Annotated in this window: 20 protein-coding genes and 1 pseudogene; 8 read left to right on the top strand and 13 right to left on the bottom strand. The window is 51.2% G+C overall.

Annotated features, from left to right (window positions below):
* Positions 1-15: 15 nt before the first annotated feature.
* Entirely contained in the window at positions 16-1,026 is a 1,011-nt protein-coding gene (locus AAGR08_RS21115) for a BMP family protein (RefSeq protein ID WP_345830756.1), read from the bottom strand.
* A 106-nt stretch (positions 1,027-1,132) separates the two neighbouring features.
* Between AAGR08_RS21115 and AAGR08_RS21110 the strand changes: the two genes are divergently transcribed.
* Positions 1,133-2,032, top strand: a complete 900-nt coding sequence (locus AAGR08_RS21110; RefSeq protein WP_097097874.1) for a LysR family transcriptional regulator — start codon at positions 1,133-1,135, stop codon at positions 2,030-2,032.
* A 48-nt stretch (positions 2,033-2,080) separates the two neighbouring features.
* Here the strand turns inward: AAGR08_RS21110 and AAGR08_RS21105 are convergent, their stop codons facing one another.
* From AAGR08_RS21105 to AAGR08_RS21095, 3 genes are all read right to left on the bottom strand, one after another.
* Positions 2,081-2,908, bottom strand: coding sequence for a creatininase family protein (locus AAGR08_RS21105; protein WP_345830753.1), 828 nt, complete (start codon positions 2,906-2,908; stop codon positions 2,081-2,083).
* Positions 2,909-3,205: 297 nt separating this feature from the next.
* Positions 3,206-4,198 (bottom strand): sugar phosphate isomerase/epimerase family protein, encoded by a 993-nt coding sequence (locus tag AAGR08_RS21100; RefSeq protein ID WP_345830751.1) that lies wholly within the window; start codon positions 4,196-4,198, stop codon positions 3,206-3,208.
* Positions 4,199-4,440: 242 nt separating this feature from the next.
* Positions 4,441-5,034 (bottom strand): LuxR C-terminal-related transcriptional regulator, encoded by a 594-nt coding sequence (locus AAGR08_RS21095; protein ID WP_345830749.1) that lies wholly within the window; start codon positions 5,032-5,034, stop codon positions 4,441-4,443.
* A 141-nt stretch (positions 5,035-5,175) separates the two neighbouring features.
* On the opposite strand from AAGR08_RS21095, the gene AAGR08_RS21090 reads away from it, so the two are divergent.
* Positions 5,176-5,709 carry a GNAT family N-acetyltransferase gene (locus AAGR08_RS21090; RefSeq protein ID WP_345830747.1) on the top strand — a complete coding sequence of 178 codons (534 nt, stop codon included), beginning with the start codon at positions 5,176-5,178 and terminating at the stop codon, positions 5,707-5,709.
* Positions 5,710-5,845: 136 nt separating this feature from the next.
* Here the strand turns inward: AAGR08_RS21090 and hxlB are convergent, their stop codons facing one another.
* Positions 5,846-6,406: a 6-phospho-3-hexuloisomerase gene (gene hxlB, locus AAGR08_RS21085; RefSeq protein ID WP_345830745.1), complete on the bottom strand. Its 561-nt coding sequence runs from the start codon at positions 6,404-6,406 to the stop codon at positions 5,846-5,848.
* Positions 6,407-6,632: 226 nt separating this feature from the next.
* Here hxlB and AAGR08_RS21080 point away from each other — a divergent pair.
* A pseudogene (locus tag AAGR08_RS21080) lies at positions 6,633-6,797 on the top strand (helix-turn-helix domain-containing protein); the annotation flags it as partial.
* Positions 6,798-7,308: 511 nt separating this feature from the next.
* On the opposite strand, the gene AAGR08_RS21075 reads toward AAGR08_RS21080, so the two are convergent.
* The 3 genes from AAGR08_RS21075 to AAGR08_RS21065 form a co-directional block, all read right to left on the bottom strand.
* Positions 7,309-7,965: an epimerase gene (locus tag AAGR08_RS21075; protein ID WP_345830743.1), complete on the bottom strand. Its 657-nt coding sequence runs from the start codon at positions 7,963-7,965 to the stop codon at positions 7,309-7,311.
* 73 nt (positions 7,966-8,038) lie between these two features.
* Positions 8,039-9,451, bottom strand: a complete 1,413-nt coding sequence (locus AAGR08_RS21070) for an aldehyde dehydrogenase family protein (RefSeq protein ID WP_345830741.1) — start codon at positions 9,449-9,451, stop codon at positions 8,039-8,041.
* Between the two features lie 62 nt (positions 9,452-9,513).
* The gene (locus tag AAGR08_RS21065) at positions 9,514-10,077 is read right to left on the bottom strand and encodes a TetR/AcrR family transcriptional regulator (RefSeq protein ID WP_097097882.1); all 564 of its coding nucleotides are present in this window, start codon (positions 10,075-10,077) and stop codon (positions 9,514-9,516) included.
* Positions 10,078-10,233: 156 nt separating this feature from the next.
* Here AAGR08_RS21065 and AAGR08_RS21060 point away from each other — a divergent pair, with 156 nt between their 5' ends.
* On the top strand, positions 10,234-10,455 hold the full coding sequence (locus AAGR08_RS21060; protein WP_097098335.1) for a hypothetical protein: 222 nt from the start codon (positions 10,234-10,236) through the stop codon (positions 10,453-10,455).
* Between the two features lie 55 nt (positions 10,456-10,510).
* On the opposite strand, the gene AAGR08_RS21055 is transcribed toward AAGR08_RS21060, so the two are convergent.
* The 3 genes from AAGR08_RS21055 to AAGR08_RS21045 are packed head-to-tail and all read right to left on the bottom strand — an operon-like array spanning position 10,511 to position 12,467.
* On the bottom strand, positions 10,511-10,771 hold the full coding sequence (locus tag AAGR08_RS21055; RefSeq protein ID WP_097097883.1) for a hypothetical protein: 261 nt from the start codon (positions 10,769-10,771) through the stop codon (positions 10,511-10,513).
* 30 nt (positions 10,772-10,801) lie between these two features.
* Positions 10,802-11,701: an SDR family NAD(P)-dependent oxidoreductase gene (locus tag AAGR08_RS21050; RefSeq protein ID WP_097097884.1), complete on the bottom strand. Its 900-nt coding sequence runs from the start codon at positions 11,699-11,701 to the stop codon at positions 10,802-10,804.
* A gap of 28 nt (positions 11,702-11,729) precedes the next feature.
* On the bottom strand, positions 11,730-12,467 hold the full coding sequence (locus tag AAGR08_RS21045) for an SDR family oxidoreductase (RefSeq protein WP_345830737.1): 738 nt from the start codon (positions 12,465-12,467) through the stop codon (positions 11,730-11,732).
* A gap of 142 nt (positions 12,468-12,609) precedes the next feature.
* Here AAGR08_RS21045 and AAGR08_RS21040 point away from each other — a divergent pair, with 142 nt between their 5' ends.
* From AAGR08_RS21040 to AAGR08_RS21030, 3 genes are all read left to right on the top strand, one after another.
* Complete coding sequence (locus AAGR08_RS21040; protein ID WP_097097886.1) at positions 12,610-13,518, top strand: LysR family transcriptional regulator; 909 nt, start codon at positions 12,610-12,612, stop codon at positions 13,516-13,518.
* Positions 13,519-13,609: 91 nt separating this feature from the next.
* Positions 13,610-14,152 (top strand): TetR/AcrR family transcriptional regulator, encoded by a 543-nt coding sequence (locus tag AAGR08_RS21035; RefSeq protein WP_345830735.1) that lies wholly within the window; start codon positions 13,610-13,612, stop codon positions 14,150-14,152.
* Positions 14,149-15,270, top strand: a complete 1,122-nt coding sequence (locus AAGR08_RS21030; protein WP_345830733.1) for an MFS transporter — start codon at positions 14,149-14,151, stop codon at positions 15,268-15,270. Before AAGR08_RS21035 ends, AAGR08_RS21030 begins: the two co-directional genes overlap by 4 nt.
* Before the next feature lie 2 nt (positions 15,271-15,272).
* On the opposite strand, the gene AAGR08_RS21025 is transcribed toward AAGR08_RS21030, so the two are convergent.
* Together AAGR08_RS21025 and ampC are read right to left on the bottom strand one after the other, a co-directional pair.
* A complete protein-coding gene (locus AAGR08_RS21025) occupies positions 15,273-15,413 on the bottom strand; it encodes a hypothetical protein (protein ID WP_176519236.1) in 141 nt (46 codons plus the stop codon).
* Positions 15,414-15,512: 99 nt separating this feature from the next.
* Positions 15,513-16,652: a class C beta-lactamase gene (gene ampC, locus AAGR08_RS21020; RefSeq protein WP_345830732.1), complete on the bottom strand. Its 1,140-nt coding sequence runs from the start codon at positions 16,650-16,652 to the stop codon at positions 15,513-15,515.
* A 110-nt stretch (positions 16,653-16,762) separates the two neighbouring features.
* On the opposite strand from ampC, the gene ampR reads away from it, so the two are divergent.
* Positions 16,763-17,644, top strand: coding sequence for a LysR family transcriptional regulator AmpR (ampR, locus tag AAGR08_RS21015; RefSeq protein WP_345830730.1), 882 nt, complete (start codon positions 16,763-16,765; stop codon positions 17,642-17,644).
* The last annotated feature ends 1 nt before the right edge of the window (position 17,645 follow it).

Raw genomic sequence — 17,645 nt, 5'->3', positions numbered from 1 at the left:
AGTCGATTCCGCTTATCAAACCACTGGCTTCAGTGTGCCGTTGTCCAGCTGTTGCCAGATCTGCTGGAATTTATCCCAGGCGCTGGTGCTTACCAGTTTGGCGTTATAACGCTCGCTGCCGTTAACTATTGACCAGGCTTTGCCCACCGTAGGCTGCCATTCCTGGCCACCTTTAAAGGTTTTATTGGCCACCGATTCACCCACTTGTTCCACCATCCAATCGAGATTCTGGCGGAAACTGCAGGCAACGTAATCCGGCGCGACACTACGCTGATCCACATAACAACCAAGGACTTTGACTTTCGCCGCCGCCGCGCCTTGTATGGCTCCAAGTCCCGTGACGTCTGCCGCATGCCAGATCACATCCGCACCGTTGCCGATCATGGTGGTTGCGGCCTCGCGACCTTTCGCGGCGTTATCATAATCGCCGGTTACCACGCCCAAGCCTTTCATACCCGGGCGGGTTTTCTCTGCCGCCTGGATGAAGGCTCGCATCATCGCCTGCTGTGTGGGGTTATCGCCGCCGCCGACAAATCCTACTGCTTTACCGTTATCAGAGATCAGCGCGGCTAGCGCACCTGCAGCATAAGCACCTTGCACATAGGCGAGATCGATGTACTCCACGTTACCCGGCGCTTTTTCATCGGGCTTAAAGGTGGAAGCGAAGAAATAGGTATCCGGATATTCGGGGGCGATTTCAGCGAAGGCTGAGCCGTATTCAAAACTGTGCCCAATGATCAAGGTGTAACCATCATCGGCGTAGCCGCGGATGGTTTGATCCATCTGCGCCTGGGTGATGCTTTCGCTATGGGCGACGGTAAAACCGGCTTTTTGCAGGCTTTGCAAGCCAACATACGCCAGCGAACTCCAGCCGCCATCGGCAACCGAACCGGGCAGCAGCAGGGCGATTTTTATATTGTTATTCGCTGCCATGGCTTTGCGCGACAACATGGGTGCCAGCGCGGGTAACAACAGCGCGCCAGCCACTAACTTCGCAAATTTTCTGCGGGATACGTCTGCCATCATGTGTTCTCCTGGTGTGGTTTTGATGTATTAATCACCGGAAGAGCATTATCTTAAAAGCATCATTTTTAGCACTTACCGATGCCTAAAAGGCAACGCAGGATGGAATATGCTTCAGCACCGTTTGTTTGTTTATATCGACCAGATCGCGCGCAGCGGTTCAATCCGCAAAGCTGCCGAGCGTCTGCATATCTCCGCATCGGCCATAAACCGCCAATTGATTGCGCTGGAAGAGGAGTTGGGTACGCCTTTGTTTCAACGTTTACCCCGTAAAATGATCCTCACGGCCGCCGGTGAAGCGCTGATTCACCATGTACGGCAGAGTTTCAAAGAGATTGAAATTGCGCAGATGAAAATCGAAGAGCTGAAAGGACTGCGGCGTGGCGAAGTCACCGTGGCAATGATGAGTGGATTGGCGGCAAACCTGATTCCGCGCGTGGCGGCCGAGTTCCGACGCGCCAATCCGCGGGTAAAATTGCTGCTACAACAGCTCACCACCGGTGAAAATATCACTAACGCGGTGGCAAGCGGTGAGGCGGATTTGGGTATTGGCTTTGATTTTGAACTGCAGCCGGTCCACCGCAATATTGCTAGCGTACCGGTGCGGTTAGGTGCGGTAGTAGGATCGGGACATCCGCTGGCGGAGAAATCGAGTTTACGCCTGAGTGATTGCCTGCCTTATCCGGTGGTGATTGCCGATAAATCGATGGTCATTCGCCCTTATCTGAATGAAGTGTTTGCACGCGCCTCGATCACTTTACAAGCGGTCATCGAAACTAACTCGATCGAAGTGATGCGCCAGTCGGCGATGATGGATCAAACGCTGACGTTTCTCACGCCAATCGATATTGAATCTGACCAGCGCAGCGGCCGCTTGATCTATATTCCGGTACGAGAACTGGCGCAGCATACGCAAACGCTGATGCTGATCGGTCACGATCGCGGCACCAGCGCGATTGGCAGCGTATTTGCTGAAACCATCAAAGGCATGATGTCAGGACTTGTGTAGCCTGTAAGGTGCGCATTAATGCGCACCTGATCGCCATGAATGGCAACCCTACAGGTTCAGCGGCTGGTATGCGGTTCGCTCAGTGAGAAAACTAAGATCGAAACTCTGCACCTCGCGCGCCAGTTTCAGCAGCGCATGCGCGGCGCGATCGGTGGCGATCTTTCCGCGTTCGGCATCGGCGGCCGCTGCGTTGCCGGTGGTGCCGGAAAGATGCAGGTCCTGTGCCATCCAGCCAAAACCAATACCGCCTTCGGGCGTCAAAATACCGCCGCGGGCTTCGAGCGCCACCGACGTGGACACAAAATTATCTGCGTGCTGCATCTGCACCAATTGTGGATGGAGATGCAGCATCATGCTGGTCTCGGAGTCTCCGCCGTGAATGCCGTGATTGAGTTCATGTGCGCTATACAAGTCGGAAGCATCAAAGGTGTGAAACCAGCTGGCACCGACGGCAAACATGCCCAGTTCAATGCGTAACTGACGGCAGACGATCTCCATCAGCTGTGGCTGGCCGCCGTGCGAGTTCCAGAAAATCAGTTTACGAATGCCAGCACGCCACGCGCTTTTTGCCACTTCAAACCACACCTTACCTAACACCTCGTAGGGCAATGAAAGCGTGCCGGGGTAAGCGAGATGTTCGTCGGATTTACCGATCGGCAGCGCGGGCATGACCAGCAGCGGCAAGTTATCAGGCAGTAATTCGACCGCGCGCTGAACAATGCCGGCATTTATTGCCGCATCAACGCGTACCGGCAAATGAGGCCCATGTTGTTCCACCGCACCGATTGGCAGTATGGCAACGATGTTTGCCATATCAAGTTCACTAAATTCTCGCGTAGAAAGATCCCACCACCAGGGTGAAGAGGGCATTTGCATAGTTACCTCCATTTTTTTCCCAACTTAGCGGGTTTACGCTGCAATGGAAGCAACAAAATTCGTACTGAGCGTTGCGTTTTAGGCATTCGAATTCAATGTAAGGTAGCCATTTATGGCGTATTGCTCGTCAGCTAAGCGTGAATCGGTCACCATAAATGGTGACCTAACGCGGATATAACCGGGTTTTCATAGGGGGCGCATTCATGCGCACCTGCATAAAGAGGGATTGCCTAATTGAACGGCATTAGGCCATTTATGACCACCTATTAATCCAAAATGCACGTGCTGGGCTTAACCTTACTGCTCGATGCTGCTGAGCAACGCGTTTTGAATGATCTTCTGAGCTTTAAGCGGATTTTGTTCACGCTGCGCTTCCTGCAGCGCGGTGATATCCAGTTTATCTAATGCCCGGTAAATATGTTTCAGGAAGCGAATGGATAGGTTGGCTGCTTCGACATGATCTTCACGGAAGGGAAATTGATCGAGCTGCCATACGCCATCCCAATTGTTAATCTTCAGTACGTAGAAAAATTCAAAAATCTCCGTCATATGTACGGTGCCAACTACCAAATCATCATCCCAGCCGCGCAGGTTGTCATTGACGTCCATCCCAAATAAACGCCCGCGATCGATGATCAATTGAGCCGAATCCGCCGGAGATTCACCGGCAAACAGCGCGTGACCAAAATCCAGCAGCACGCCGACGTTAGGCAAACCAATGTCTTCAATACCCAGCAGGGTGCGTGCGGCAGAATCCCAGGTCATCTTCACGCGCGGCTCGCGTGGTTTGTATTCAATAGCGAATTTTACGTCGGGATTGGCACTGGCCAATTCCCGCATGCCATCAACCGCCATCTTCCACAGATTCTTATGATCTACCTGGAACGGATAATCCCAACCGTCCTGACCTGGCCAAATTTTGACATAGTTGGCTCCGAGCTCTCGCACCACTGTGGCGGCTTCATGCATTAAATCGAAAGCCTGTTTACGGATAGCATCATCAGGGTTAGTGAAAGCACCGCGGGAGAAGCGACGTAAATAAATTTCCGGCGTGATGCCAATGGCTCGTAAGCCAGCATCTTCAAGGGCTTGTTTGACTTGAGCCACCGTAACGCCTTCAGTGAAAGGATAGGGGACATCAACGTAGGACAGGTCTTCGACGCTGGCGGCGAGTTTTATTTGGTCGAGAGTGCTGAGCGCCGGTCCATAACCATCAACCGCGTAACGATCGATATAGTTAGCGAAGTGCCACAATCCGGCACCAAATTTCGGATACGTGTAACTACTCATAGAACCTTCTCCTTAAATTATTGCGTGTTGGGTTATGCATGCAAATCGCTTTGAATATATATTCAGTAATGGTTATATATTCCATTCTGCGCCTGGGCGTGCCTCGTTAACCAGCAGCTCATGGCGAAAATGCAACCTCAGTCACACAAAATCCAGAAAAGTGAAGATTGGGGGGATTCGCTACCACGTTGAGTGTTAATTGAACCGCACCAATTCGCGGTTCAATTAACAGGAGGGAATGATTAAATCTTTTCTAATTGGTAACCCATGCGATTTAGGCGATTAAATAACTCTTTATTGTTGGCACAGTTGAGTTTACGAATGATGCTCTGACGATGGTGGCTAATCGTTTTGCAACTCAGCCTAAGCGAATAGGCAATATCTGTCAGATTACTGGTTTGTCCCAGCAGTCGCAAAAGCCCAAATTCACGTGGTGAGAGCGTCTGCTTGGTACGTCGCGTACTCTGTGTCGTCGCGTGGCCCACTACCGCATCGCAAATGTCATCGAGCGAGCTGGTTTTAGCAAGGAATATCACTCCTGGCAGCACGCTCATAACGTAACTGACCACCGCTTTCTCATTGAGATCGGTAAGAACAATAATGCGCGTTGCAGGAGAAGACACTTTTACCTTACGTAACAGCTCAGTAAAAAACTGCACATCGCGGCCGTAAGCGGTTAATTCGCTGATCAGTACATTGCAGCCAGCAATATTTTTGAGGGCTGAATTGAGGCTGTCGATGTCAATTTTTTTAATTTGAACAGGTTTCTCTGAAAAATAGTGATTTAAACCTTCCGCAATCCATTGGTTATTGTCTACTAGTGTTAATGACAACATTTCTACCTCCCCATCCCAATTATGTTGTTATTAAATCGCGGCAGGGCGCTGATAAGTATCAGACCGAGGAGTGGCGACTTGTACGAAATTTCCTAAATAACATTGACACGGAAAGCGGGAGATTCTTATGGTCTGGTTACAATGATGAAATATTTGGAAGAAACGATGGAATTAGTTACAACACACTTAGTATTGGAACCTTTTGAACACGCACATTTTGACGGCCTGCGCTCGATGGAAAGCGATCCAGAGATAATGCGCTATATCAGCAATGGCATCGTGAAATCCCCTGAAGAGACGCGAGCCAATATTGAACGCGTTATGTTGCGCTGGCAGCAATACGGCTTTTCCTGGTGGGCGATGCGGGAAAAGGAGTCGCATGAAGTGGTGGGGGCGGCATGTCTACAACATTTAGCCAATCAAGATGGCGCACCTCTGGAAATCGGCTGGCGTTTGCACGCAAATCATCACGGTAAAGGTTACGCCACAGAAGCAGGCCGGGCGATTATTCAGTTTGCTGCTGAAAAGATAGGTGCAAAATATCTGGTCGCGGTTGCCGATCCCAAAAACACCGCCTCGCAGAAAGTGATGCAACGACTAGGCATGAAATACAAAGCTATTGAGGAACATTACGATGTGCCATGTGTGGTGTATGAGCTACAAATAGCAGAGTGATGCTGAACTTAACAAATTTGACCACTTACCCATTTGCCAACGTATGACTCCGCCGGCAGCAGCTCATCAGCGTAGCGTTGAATGTGGTGCGTGAGCAGGGTAGTGATGCGTTGACGTTGGGGCGCGAAATTCCGGACTACTCAAAATCAGCGTGTCGCTTAAACATGCTTTGGCTGGTCTCACCTAGCTGGTCCATAAGCTCAAGCACGATCGCATCATAGACGATGAAGCAGAGTTGCTCAAAAGCCGCCCCCATTGGCTGAGAGAAGTGTATTAGTTGACGATCGTTTTCCGTTTTCATCTTCCCCGGTAATACCAGCACGCTGCTTGCCAATTGGCCAATCGTCGAATCGGGTTTCATGGTGATAAGCGCAACCTCAACTCCATTTTCAACGGCTTGATGCGCCAGACTTTTCAGACTCGAGGTTTCACCACTGCCTGAACCAATAATTAATAAATCACCTGGTTTAGAATGTGGGGATGAAATTTCGCCTACCACGCTAACCGAGAAGCCTAAATGCACTAAGCGATTAGCGAACGCCCGTATAGCAATGCCACTTCGCCCGGCCCCCTGTAGGAAAATGTGCTTTGCATTACGGATCTGAGAGATGAGTTTCATCGCCTGCGCGTTGTCGAGTTGCAACGCATTTTGTTCCAAATCTTTCAGAATAGCGATGGTGTGTGCCTGAAAACTCATGAGCCATGATCCCCTTTTGCTATCGTGCGTGCGCCATCCATAACGAGGACCGCAGCCTTACTAGCGACTGTTTTTTTACTCGTTGGCATAGCGAATTCCATCTTTAAACAGATACATCGTCAATTCATGTGAATTGACATCTCTGCAAATTCACTCAAAAGAGTAACCTTTTTTCTACTCACTTGGCATATCAAGACAGGGGTTATCTTTTGGATTTGTGACATTTTTCCGTATGGTCCAGATGGGGCTGACGGCCAAAGATTTGGCACCGGCAATTGGTCGGCAGAATCGCGTATATGAAGTGCTTAACCGCAAACGCGAGCTTACGCTTCCAATGATTCGCAATCTGCACAAACAGTTCAATATTCCGCTTGAAAGCCTTGTTGGCTGAAAGTACGGGAAATAATAAAAAACCGGCTATCACAGCCGGTTTTTTTTATGGCTGCAATCTGATGAGCGCTGCGCACAATGAAGATTGAAAAAAACATCACGGTGGCGCGGTGCTTACGGCAAGCATCAGAACGTACTGCAAACGGCGCATCCGGTCACGGGTGTTTCTTTATCCGTTGCTCTACGCGAAAGTTTGCGGGCCAATGTACTGCAAACGCAACAGAATTCACGTAGCGACGCCATCACCAACGCGGCAAAACCGGCAGGGAAGATGCGAAGTGAAATTTATTTATAGCTGTGGCTGCTTGTAGTTGAAATCAAAACGGACAGAAGCGAATTCAACTGCATCAGACAGGATAATTGCGTATTACCACGCTTGGATCCTTTTATGCCCGAGTCATTTAACATAATCATGATTATGCGCACTTAATACCTCGGCGTTGCTACGTGAACGTTATCTTAGTTTCGCGCCATGTTCACCACAGAAATATCGCAGCAGCGTCACCGCGTTATCAGCGGTGTGCCTGCTCGAAAATGTCTTCTTTTTCAAGCACCTTTTTCGGGCTGCCATATCTAACCGCATTAAGCATAGCAATGCCTATTTCCTCGGTTGTCAGGATGGCGCGGGGGAAAATCAACTTCAGGACAGGAAGAATCGGCGTCATCAGTTGATAAAAAATACGATAGCTCGCCGTTTTGGAACGAACGCCCTTCATGGGCCGGATTATGGCTGGGCGATACATCAGCGCTGAATGGAATCCGATCGCAAGCAGTGCGTTCTCGGTTTTTCCTTTAACCCGCGCCCACATAATTTTGCCATTTTCACTGCTGTCTGTACCGGCACCGGAAACATAGACAAACGTCATGCGAGGGTTTGATTGTGCCAGTTTAGCGGCGATGTTCAAGGTTAAATCAAAGGTCAGCTTGCTGTATTGTTCCTCGGTCATACCTGCGGCACTGACGCCAAGACAAAAAAAACAGGCATCATAATCACGGCTATTCATCTCTACAGACAGATCTGCGGTGATGAGCTGTCGCAGTTTGGGGTGATTTTGAGAGATTGCTGCGCGCACCACGACGGTTACGGACTCCACGTCTTCTGCCCGCAAGCATTCAAGCAATACGCCCTGGCCAACCATGCCCGATGCCCCGTAAATCAATATGTTCACCTATTTGCTCCTGATTAGCCGGGCTGACCCGGCTCATTAACTAACACTCTTCACCGACGCTTTTTTCGGCAAATTAAGCAATGGTTTTGTATTCCAGATACGCCCCGATGCCATACATGCCATTTTCCCGGCCAAGACCAGACTGCCTGGTACCGCCAAACGGAGCAAAAGGCGTATGTACAAATGTATTAATTGATACCATCCCCGTATCCAGTTGATCGGCAATGTGCTTCGCACGCTGGCGGTTTTCACTGCTGACATATCCCGCAAGGCCATAAGGTGAATCATTAGCAATCGCTATAGCTTCGTCGTCGGTTTTGTAGGGAATAACGCAGAGAACCGGTCCGAAAATCTCTTCCCTTGCGATCGTCATCTGATTCGTGACATCGACAAAAATAGTGGGTTTCACAAAGTTTCCCGCCTCTAACCCATCAGGATGTCCTGCTCCGCCGGCAATCACTTTCGCACCCTCATCGATCCCTTTCTGAATATAGTCCTGAACGCGCTGGTATTGCTTTTGTGAGATCATCGGCCCAATGGCAGTATCGTTCTCATGCGGCATACCCACTTTAATCTGATCAATAGCCTGCTTCAGGGCCGTGGTGATCTCATTGTGACGGCTTGCAGGAACCAAAATGCGCGTTCCGGCAATGCACGCTTGTCCGCTGTTGAGAAAACCTGTCGCAAGAATAAAAGGCACCGCCTTATTTAAATCGGCATCGTCCAGTACGATATGGGCCGATTTGCCACCAAGTTCCAGCGTCACGCGTTTCATGGTCTGCGCGCTGAGGGCTGCAATACTTTTCCCCACTGCGGTTGAACCGGTAAACGAAATCTTGGCGATGTCTGGGTTTTGCGACAGCTCAACGCCTACAACATCCCCTCGCCCGTTGACCATATTAATCAATCCGGCGGGCAAACCTGCGGCATGAACACACTCCATAATCACCTGGGTTTGAATGGCACTCATTTCACTGGGCTTGGTGACCACCGTGCATCCAGCAGCTAATGCCGTCGCCGTTTTGTTGCAGAAATAAATAATGTTCGCGTTCCAGGGTGTGATGTGTGCGGCAACACCGATGGGATTACGTGAAACTTCCGCTTCACCCACCTTTTCGGTGAAAGCCATGTTTAGCAGGCTCTCTTTTGCGCTGAGAATCGCGTCAGCAGAAGCTTTTACCAGGAACTGCGCCATCTGAATTGGGCCGCCATACTCGGTCACAAAAGCTTCCACATGATCATCCTGCCTTGCCATGATCGCATCATGAAATCGCTGCAGGTAGGCGGCGCGTTCTTCCTTCGTTGATTGCGAATAGCTCTGAAATGCCTGTTTTGCCGCCGCAATGGCCAGCCGCGTATCTTCTTCATTTCCCAGTACTACGCTGCCAATCACTTCATTTGTCGATGGACTTAAGAGTTCAAATTTCTCCTGGCCAATGGAATCGGTGAACGTACCGTTAATGTAATGTTGAGTGATGTGTTTCATCGTATTTCTCCTATGCGCAGATAATGATTAACTAGTCAGTCATTTATAGATTAAGCTAAAGGCTAAATGCCTGTCGCTCTTGCGAACATATTGAACCCTGCTTCGGTTAATGCTTTTTTATCGTTTGGCGATTGCAACACAAAATCGATGGTTGATTCCGCCAGAGAAGCCATGACCGACGTGATAAATTCCACATTGTCACAAATGCCGGTGGTACCCAGTTCTGCCAGCATGATGTTAATAGCCTCAAACATAACGGCAGACTGCGCCCTCACTTCAGCAGTTACCACCCGCGACACCGATAGTTGCTGCAGTGTTGCGCGCTGTTCAGGATGGGCACATGCCCATTCGATATAAGCCATCCAGACATGATATGCCCTCTCTCTGATAGCAGACTGGAGAGGAAAACCGCGCATCAGCGCCTCAGCAACATCCGTTTTAATCGCCAGATAAAGTTGATTGAGCAACGTCACTTTGTCCGGAAAATAGGTGAAAAGTGAGCCAGACGAAATCCCTGCTTCACGGGCAATCAGAGCCGTTGTGGCACCCAACCCTTCCTCAGGGATAATTCGTAATGCCGCCATTAAAATGGCTCTACGTTTTTCTTCGTCAAGTGGCCTTGCCATACAAATACCTTAAATGAGTGATTAGTCAATCATAATGAACTTTTGAAACAATGCAAGTGAATGCTTTTCCTTACACTTTTTAATAGTGCATTTATTTACGATGGCTATGCTCTATTCGGGCTTAATGTGCCTATTAACATAATGAGGAAAAATCCAGTGCGTAAACTCTCACTAATTGTACTTACCGCAGGTATCTTGATGTCCGTAACGTCTCAGGTTGAGGCGAAAGGATGTTTGAAAGGTGCCGCTGTGGGCGGCGTGGCTGGTCATATGGCGCATCATGGCGTTGCAGGTGCTGCAGCCGGCTGTGCAGTGGGTCATCACATGGCCAATAAAAAGCAGAAAGAGGCTGACAGCAAAAAGCAGCAATCTCAGTAAGTTAGTTGGGCCGCCAGCTTCAGCGCGTCGGGCTGCAGCTGGCGGTTTTAAGCCGTCACACTTTCCCCAGCCAATATAACGTTGCTACAGGCAGCATAAATATCAGCAAAAACAGAGGCAATTCTTCACCAAAGCTATATCCGGCCTGAGTCATTCCAGCGATAAGATTGGTTAACGAGACAGCGAACCACATCAAAGTAAATAGTGCTGGAAACAGCATTGCAACTGCCGGATAGATTGCGGAAAACAAGCGAACCAGCAAATAACACGCCCCCGCCAGCAGATAGCCACAGAGTAAAAATAGCAGCGTTCGCATCGCGTAGCCTCCAGCCCGCTTTTACCACCGCTAACGTATGCTCGGCCTTAACAGCGCATCTAACCCAATACGCTGCAAAAACTGTTTGCGAATACGATCGGCCACCGCATTCACCACTTCCGCACCGTCATCAGAGGGATCAACATGTACGCGGAACGGACGTTTACCCGCAGGCGCGTTGACGATACCGACCATTGCCGCCGCAACATCGGCAACATCCGCATCCGCCGGTTCACATTCTGCAAGGCCCTTTAATGCTTGTTCACTTAGTCCTGCGGTGGGACCGGTGAGGTTATATTCACGCTCGCGATCGCTATCAGCCGGTTTACCTGAATGGAGAAAGTGATTAGTCCCTTTGGTGAAGGCTCCAGGCACAATAATCGACGACTCAATTCCCCACAGCGCTAATTCTGCCGCATAGCTAACAGCCACGGCATCCATCGCCGCTTTCGCCGCAAAATAGGGGGCGAGATAAGGTGGCGTTCCGCCACGGGTACTGCTGCTGCCAACCCACAGCAGCAGGCCATTTCTTTGCGTACGCATGTGCGGAAGTGCAGCCCGGTTTACCCGCTGGGTACCAAGGACATTGATGTCATAAAGCTGTGAGAATTGTTCCGGCAAGAAGGCTTCCGCTGGCCCGTATGCCATATGTCCAGCATTGTGGACCACGACATCTAATCGTCCCTGCTCGGCAATAATTCTGGCGATCGCTGCATCGGCTGAATCCTGTGACTGCACATCCAATTCAATCGCCTGCATATTTACACCCTGTGTCTTCGCGTACTGCAGTGTGCTCTCAACTTGCGCTGCGTTACGCCCTTTGGTGTCGCGCATACTGGCGTAGACAATGTGCCCGGCATGGGCGAATGCACGACAGGATAAGGCGCCAAAACCGCTCGACGCGCCGGTAACCAGAATGACTTGTTGCATAATATGCTCCTGCTTGCAGATCCGCCGATTAGGCGAAACCGCCGTTAACACGAATCACTTGCGAATTAATCCAGCTCCCGTCAGCGCTCGCCAGCATGGCAACCGCACTGGCGATCTCTCCAGGCGTACCGATACGTTCCAGCGGCGCCAGTTTAGCGATAGCGGCGATTTGCTCTTCGCTCTTACCGTTAAAGAACAGATCGGTGCCGGTCGGCCCAGGCGCGACGGCATTGACGGTGATGTTGCGACCACGCAATTCGTTGGCCAGTACATGAACCAGGCCTTCCACCCCCGCTTTGGACGCGATATAAGGACCGTAAGCCGGGAACGATTTTGCGATCACGCTTGTCGACAAGGCGATGATGTGACCACCCTCGCTCACGGATTCGGCGGCGTTCGCCAACACCAGAAAAGCGCCGCGCAAATTGGTGTTGATGGTTTTATCGAAGTCGGCAAGACCGGCTGGCGTGATCTTCACCATCGGCATAATTCCCGCGCTGTGTACCACAACGTCCAGACTACCGGTAAAGGTTTTGGCTTCACTGAACAGGCGGCTAACATCCGCTTCGTTTGCTACATCGCCTTGAATCGCGATGGCTTTGCCGCCTTTAGCGATGATGCCCTGCACGGTTTCCTGTGCAGCGCTGGCGTTGCCGGCATAGTTCACGATCACAGAAAATCCATCCTGTGCCAGACGCTCAACAATCGCCCGACCAATACCGCGAGAGGCGCCCGTTACCAGAGCTGTTTTCGTTACAGAACTCATGTGTTTCTCCCAATGTGAAGGTAATGACTCACGCATCCGCGTGCTGTGAAATCCATACTAATGCTTTATAAATAGAGATAAAGCTGGCTAAATTGATATGATAATTCCGTTTTCGTTAATAATTAGCGCGTGAGAAAAGATAATGGATAAGTTTGAAACGCTGCTGCTGTTTACGCGTATTGTCGAGTTAGAAAGTTTCAGTCAGGCGGCAGATCAGCTAGGCGTGCCGCGCGCCACGGCCAGCAATGCGATCAAACAGTTAGAAAAAAATCTTGAGTGCCGGCTGCTCGAAAGAACCACCCGTCATGTGCGGACTTCATTGGACGGTAAAGCTTTCTATGAGCGGTGCGTGCATATCCTTTCCGAACTTGATGACGCTGAGTCATCGTTGCGACATACGGTTGCGCGGCCGCGTGGCATTTTGCGGCTCGATCTCCATGGCGCGCATGCAACGCGCATTGTGCTGCCGAATATCGATCAATTTCACCGTAGCTATCCGGATATTGAATTGGTGATCAGTAGCGGCGATAGGCTGGTTGATTTAGTGCGTGAAGGCGTTGACTGCGCAGTCAGAGCGGGAAAACTGCATGATTCCTCCCTGATGGCGCGTCATTTGGCCACGATGCCTCAAGTGATTTGCGCCAGTCCCGATTACCTCGGACGCTTTGGTATGCCGCAGCATCCCGAAGAATTAATGGCGCATCAGTGCGTTAATTTTTTCTCAACCACGGGCGGCGTGAATTATTCCATTGAGCTAATTATCAATGGTAAAAAACAGGCGTTCTCACCCAAAGGTTGGGTGACGGTAAACGATGCGGAAAACTATGTTATCTGTGCATTACGAGGGGCGGGATTGGTGCAATTACCGCGTTATCACGTTGCGGAGGCGCTAGCGGACGGAAGATTGGTCGAGGTGCTCAACGCATGGCAAAGCCCTGGCATGGAGGTTTCCGCACTTTATCCGCAGCATCGCCAGCTGTCGCCCAGAGTGCGCGTCTTTATCGATTGGTTACTGAGCTTGTACAGTGCGACCTTCGCGGCGGAAAAATAAGGTAGTAAAAGTCGATAACGCGACGAAGGCCTTATCAACTGATTAATCCGGTCAGCTTGCAAAAGTAAAACGATCGGTTTACTTTTTAAGGATGAATAAACAACAAGACATTATTGATGCCGCTGAGCGGCTGTTCTATCTCAATGGCTTTCATGCCACCAGTACCGATCGCATCTGCAGCGAGGCCAATGTGTCTACACGCACGATGTATCGCTATTTTCCTTCTCGCGAAGCCTTGACGGCTGCGGTACTGACAGCGCGTCAGGAACGTTTTTTCGCCGCGCTATATGCCGCAGAACATCCACACGCAATAAGCCAGATATTCGATGCCATGAGCGCATGGATGCTTGAATACGGTAACAACGGCTGCTTATTCCTCAAAGCATGGGGAGAGTATGCCGGGGAGGATATCGCACTGGCTGAACAGGCGATGGCATATCGTCATAGCATGCGCGCTTACATTGCGCGCTGCGTTCACAAGCTTCACGGCGAGGAGAAGGTGGCGCTAGCTGATGCCATATGGCTACTGTTTGAAGGTGCGCTTACCTCCGCGTTGATCCTCGGCGCGGTGAATGCAAGTGAGGCGGCTAAAGCTGCCGCACTCCAGCTGCTGCATCTCAGTGAGCAGCCATGAAAGGGACTGCGCTGGTCCTGACCGGCTTTTCGCTTATCGCCATCACTTATGGCATGGCGCGCTTCGCCTGGGGTCTGATGATGCCAGACGTGATGCACACTATTCCTTTGACACCGCGTATATCTGGCGTACTTTCAGCCAGTAGTTTTGCGGCCTACTGCGTCGCGGTGATGCTTGCGCCGATGCTAACTTCACGCGCCGGGCCGCGGTTTTCCGCGATGGTTGCAGCCCTGTGTGCGGCAACGGGATTGCTGCTGCTGGCCAGCGCCGCATCGCCATGGCTTCTCGGTGCAGGGCTGTTTATTGCCGGCCTAAGCGCTGGCCTTGCTTCTCCGGCGCTGGCAGACGCGGTGAGCCAACGCATAGAATCCCGGCAACAGCCGCAGATGAATACCGCGATCAATGCCGGGACCAGCATGGGGATCATGCTGTCCGTGCCCATTTTGTTTTGGCTACCGGGAGGCTGGCGAGCAGCCTGCGCCCTGTTTGCTTTGCTGGCGCTCATTTGCATCCTGCCAGTATGGCGTCAGCTGCCCGGAAAAAGTGACGCTGCGCGCCACTCATCGTGGCTCAGCACAATGCGCCAGCGCTCGCTTCAGCGGCTGATCGTCATTGCGTTGATTAGCGGCATCGCCAGCGCCGCCTGGTGGAGTTTTGGCCCCGATTTGTTGCATCACATTGATGTGAATGCCAGCGTCGTGAGTCTGTTATGGCTGGTTGGCGGCGCGGCAGGCATTCTTGGCGCATTAACGGGGCCGATGGCAAAATGGATTGGCATGAATGCTGTTTATCGGCTGTCGCTGTGCGGTATGTCGTTACTTTTGCTGCTTCTGGCACTCAGCCATCACTATGCGTGGTGGCTATTTCCTGCCGTGGCATTGGGAGGAGCTGCTTATGTGACGCTTTCCGGCGTGCTGCTGGTATGGGGTGCCGAAGCAACAGCGCATTCGCCCGCCAGCGGCGTTGGCATACTGTTTTTTATGTTAGCGGCTGGACAAGTGATCGGTTCGCTCCTTTTTGGTCAGGTCTATGCCAGTGCAGGCGCAGCGAGTGCGTTATTACTCTTCGCCGCGCTACCCCTGGCGATGCTTTTTCTTACACCAGCGAAAACCGATTAACGTCACTCATCACGGAAGGGATCTTTTTTGTGGTCTTCACTGTCGTCGCGCGTTCTTGGAATCTCACCGTGCTCATTAGGCGCATCTTTAGCCGGGTGCTTTTCATCTTTAACATCACGTTTTTTTTCCGGGTGGTCTGTCATCTCGATCTCCTTAGTATGATTAGAGTTTAAGTGTAGATGATCAATCGCCGGCTCTTGTGGCTTGCCACAAGAAACGGGGCGAAAATTAGCCCCTGACACTTATTCCAGCGCCGTTAAAATTTGCATGGCGGCCTTTACCCGCTCGGTATTCGGATAATTTTTATTGGCCAGCATAACAATACCCACCTGCTTTTGCGGGATAAAGGCAACATAAGCACCGAAACCGCCGGTGGCGCCTGTCTTATGTACCCACGATGCCGCTACACGCGGGTGTATCGACGCATCCACCACCGGTTGTGGCCCCAGCGCAACGGTATTATCAGCCCCCTTCTCGGCCATGGCAGCCTGATCAGGCCAATCAAGCATTTCCCAGCCAAGTCCCTGATATAAATTATCAGTGCGATAAAACCGTGTCTGAGCGAGATCAAGGGCTTGTTGTAATGTCTTATCATCCACCTGTTTTGGTGCCATGTTGGCCTGCATCCAGCGCGACATATCTTTAATGGATGACTTCACCCCATAGGCTTCTGCATCCAGCATTCCCGGCGCTACGCGTACGGGTTTGCCCTGCCGATAGCCCCAGGCGTAAGAATCTTTCTGCGCATCCGGCACCGTAATAAAGGTATGACTGAGCTTAAGTGGCGTAAACACGCGCTGCTGCATCGCCTGCTCGAAAGAGAGGCCGCTCGGCTTCACGGCTAAATAACCAAAGAGGCCGATGCTGCTGTTGGCATATTGCCTTGTCTTGCCGGGTGACCATTGAGGTTGCCATTGGTGATAAAAGTCCACCAGTTCAGGCTCATTGGTCACGCTGTCCGGGACCTGTAAGGGCAGACCACCCGCGGTATAAGTCGCCAGTTGCAGCAACGTAATGTGGCGCCACTGAGGCTGATTAAGTGCCGACCAATATTGGCGCGCAGGATCGTTAAGTGAGATCTCGCCTTTGCTGACGCCTACGCCGGCCAACACCCCGGTGAAAGTTTTACTCACCGAGCCTAATTCAAACAGCGTGTCCTGGGTTATCGGGCGATGACGTTGTTCATCTGCCATACCCCAGGTGAAAAAGTGAGGATGGCCTTTCACAATCACCGCTACGGCCATACCGGGGATGCCTTGCTGCTGCATCAATGGCTTTATGGTTTCACTCACGGTTTTTTCTACATCGGGCGTGGCGGCCACGCCTGTGGAGCATAACGATGCCAGGAGCGTTGCTATCCACGCTTGAGAAATCAATTTCATTGTATTTAATCTTCCGGGTTGGTGTTCCGCGAGCAGTTTGCCCAATTTGACAAGCCGCAACAAACGGTTAATTTTAGCGTTAGACAATAGAAAATCTTACAGGTTAATGCATGACGCGCCCCTATATACCGCTCAATGCTCTAAGGGCATTTGAAGCGGCAGCTCGCCATTTAAGTTTTACTAATGCAGCGATTGAACTGAACGTCACCCACGCGGCGGTGAGTCAACAGGTGAAATCGCTGGAGCAGCAGCTCGGGTGCCAATTATTTGTGCGGATTTCGCGTGGATTGATGTTGACCACTGAAGGTGAAAGTCTGCTGCCGGTGCTGAATGATTCGTTTGATCGTATTGCCGATACGCTGGATCGCTTTTCTGCGGGAACAATGCGTGAAAAATTAAAAGTGGGGGTGGTGGGTAGCTTTGCCACCGGCTTACTCATCCCGCGTTTGAGCGATTTCAACCGCCACCATCCACATATTGAGCTGCAGCTCTCCACCCACAATAACCGTGTCGATCCCGCCGCCGAGGGGCACGATTATACGATTCGTTTTGGTAGCGGAGCCTGGCACGGAACCGAGGCGCAGTTTATTTGCGATGCGCCTCTGTCACCGCTTTGCAGTCCTACCATTGCCCAACAGCTGCAGCAACCCGCTGACGTGCATAAATTTACCCTGCTACGCTCGTTTCGCCGCGATGAGTGGAGCCATTGGTTGCAAAGCATAAACGAACATCCCCCCTCGCCTTCACATCCGGTGATGATCTTCGATTCTTCACTGACGATGGTTGAAGCCGCGCTGCTGGAAGTCGGCATTGCGTTAGCCCCGAGCAAGATTTTCCATCACCTGCTACAGACGGATAAGCTCGTCCGTCCGTTTACCGCTGAGATAGATCTGGGTGGCTACTGGCTTACACGCTTGCAATCGCGCGCAGAGAGCGCCGCGATGACGGCGTTTTCTGCGTGGCTGGGTAAAGAGTTTGGCATGGCGAGCTAAA

The sequence above is a fragment of the Pantoea sp. BRR-3P genome (assembly GCF_039621635.1).
In the GTDB taxonomy this organism is placed as follows: Bacteria; Pseudomonadota; Gammaproteobacteria; order Enterobacterales; family Enterobacteriaceae; genus Pantoea; species Pantoea floridensis.
Note: the sequence above shows the minus strand (reverse complement) of the source record. Positions and strands in the feature narration are given on the sequence as shown.